The organism is Streptomyces sp. NPDC031274, from assembly GCF_055570235.1.
Map to the genome: position 1 here is coordinate 1 of NZ_JBVIHP010000129.1, position 1,891 is coordinate 1,891.

The window sequence follows — 1,891 nt, forward strand, 5'->3', positions numbered from 1 at the left end:
AACTGCACCGCGTCCCGGCGGCGGATCGCACTCACCACCTCGACGTCGTGCCCGGCGGCCACCAGGGAGTTGGCCTGGTTCATGACGGTGCGGACGGTGCCGCCGCGGCCGTACGCGTGGAGGAGCAGATAGCGGATCCTCATGCCCGGCACTCCAGCGACAGGTTGTCCTCGACGGTGAAGTACGGCCGGACCTTCGAAGCCCCTGCGCCCTGCTCCGGACGGACGCTCTGCTCCGGACACACGCTCTGCGCCGGATAGACCATGATCCCCTTCTTGCCGCGGATGTCGTCGAGCCGCCGCCCGGCCCGCAGCCGTGCCCGGCCGTCGGTGAGGTGCAGATCCCAGCGGTCGTCTGCGCCCTCGATGCCGTACGCGGCGAGATCCGCGACCGGCAGCTCGCAGTCGAAGCGGTCGTCGCCCGACACCCGCGCCGGGTAGGCGAGTTGCTCCCCGCCGTGCCCCCGTCGGACGAGCAGCAGCCGCCACTCGCCACAAGCCGTGGCGGCGGCGTGTCCGTGCAGCCGTCCCACCACCCGGATCCGCCCGTCGCGCGGCCACACCTGCTCGATCTCCGCGTGCGGCTTCATGCGCGGTCACCGCCGTAGCCCCACGCCTCGCACATCGGCCGCAGGACGGCGGGGATCTCGTCACCGGACGGCAGCGGCCGGCCCGCCTGGACGGTGCCGGTGCGGATCTTCTCGCGCCAGTCGCCCAGGCCCTTTTGGACCTGGGTCCCGTCGCGCTCGCCGTACTCCAGCATCGACGGCTCGAAGCGGACGCCGAGGAAGGTGCACAGGGCGCGCAGCTTCTCCTCGGGGGCCTCGGTCAGCTCCTCGTAGCGGAGGGTGTGGCCCCCCGTGATCCCCTTGCGGGCGTTGTCCACGGCCTTCATGTAGCGCAGGGCGTCGGCCGCCGCCTCCTCGAAGGTCCGCTTCTCGGGGTCGGCCTCGTGCCAGGAGCGGGCGATGGACACCGGGTGCCGGAGCAGGAACACGAAGCGTGCGTCGGGCCAGTAGTCCTTGATGCGCCGGTAGGCGAACGCGTTGCTCGGTGTCTTCTCGACGATGAAATCCTTGCCGGACCGCACCAGCTCACGGTGCAGCACGCGGTCCCACAGGAGATGCTCCAGATCGCCGCGCCGCAGGTCGAGGGCTTCCATGGCGCGCTCGGAGAGCTTGCTGCCGTAGCCGACCTCCAGCCTGCGGATGTGCAGCTCGTGCGGCGAGTGCAGCTGGGAGTGGGCGCTGAGCAGCATCCGCAGCAGGGTCGAGCCGGAGCGTACCGGCGACATGATGAAGACGGGGCGGCGCAGCAGCCGGTCGGTGGCGAGGTCGTCGGGACATCGGTAGGCGGGCGCCGCTCTGGGCGCCGTGACGGGGGCCGTGGCCGTGGGTTTCGGCTTCGGCCTTGGCGGCGTGGTGGCAGGGGCTCTGCGCACCTGGAGGCCGGTGGTGGCGGTGAGCGCCCGGTTCAGACTGCGCTTCAGACTCATGCGTCCGGACGCTAGGCGCGCAATCTGAGAAGAGGGCCTGAGGACGCTGAGGGTTCCCTTAGCGGGCCCTCAGGGAGCCCTCATGTGCTGTCCTGCGCCACGAACCGCGCCCCCGCGTCCCGCAGCCGCCCGTCGAGCGCCGCGAACACCTCGGCGGACCGGTCGCCAGGCCAGCCGTCCGGGAGGAGCTCCCCCGGCAGACCGGGATCCGCGTACGGCAGCCGGCGCCAGGAGTCCAGGGCCAGGAGATAGTCCCGGTACGCCTCTTCCGGCGGGGTGTCCGCCCGCCCCTGCCAGGTCCTGAGCACCGGCTCGTGCCGGTCGAGGAACGCCTCGTGCTCCTTGGCGATCGAGGACAGGTCCCACCAGCGGGCCACCGCGTCCGCCGTCGCCGCGA

The 1,891-nt window shown here is 71.9% G+C and carries 3 protein-coding genes; all 3 read right to left on the reverse strand.

What is annotated here, in order from left to right; genetic code table 11:
* Nucleotides 1-139 precede the first annotated feature (139 nt).
* Nucleotides 140-589 carry a hypothetical protein gene (locus tag ACZ5CR_RS44170; protein WP_468869016.1) on the reverse strand — a complete coding sequence of 150 codons (450 nt, stop codon included), beginning with the start codon at nucleotides 587-589 and terminating at the stop codon, nucleotides 140-142.
* The gene (locus ACZ5CR_RS44175; RefSeq protein WP_468869019.1) at nucleotides 586-1,494 is read right to left on the reverse strand and encodes a sulfotransferase family protein; all 909 of its coding nucleotides are present in this window, start codon (nucleotides 1,492-1,494) and stop codon (nucleotides 586-588) included. The genes ACZ5CR_RS44170 and ACZ5CR_RS44175 overlap by 4 nt, the downstream gene beginning before the upstream one ends.
* Nucleotides 1,495-1,574: 80 nt before the next feature.
* A partial coding sequence (locus ACZ5CR_RS44180; protein ID WP_468869022.1) for a PaaX family transcriptional regulator C-terminal domain-containing protein occupies nucleotides 1,575-1,891 on the reverse strand: 317 nt, incomplete at its 5' end.

Bases quoted from the DNA above. Each gene is read 5' to 3' on its own strand.
- ACZ5CR_RS44170 (WP_468869016.1), bottom strand. From the start codon at position 589: ATGAAGCCGCACGCGGAGATCGAGCAGGTGTGGCCGCGCGACGGGCGG.
- ACZ5CR_RS44175 (WP_468869019.1), bottom strand. From the start codon at position 1,494: ATGAGTCTGAAGCGCAGTCTGAACCGGGCGCTCACCGCCACCACCGGC.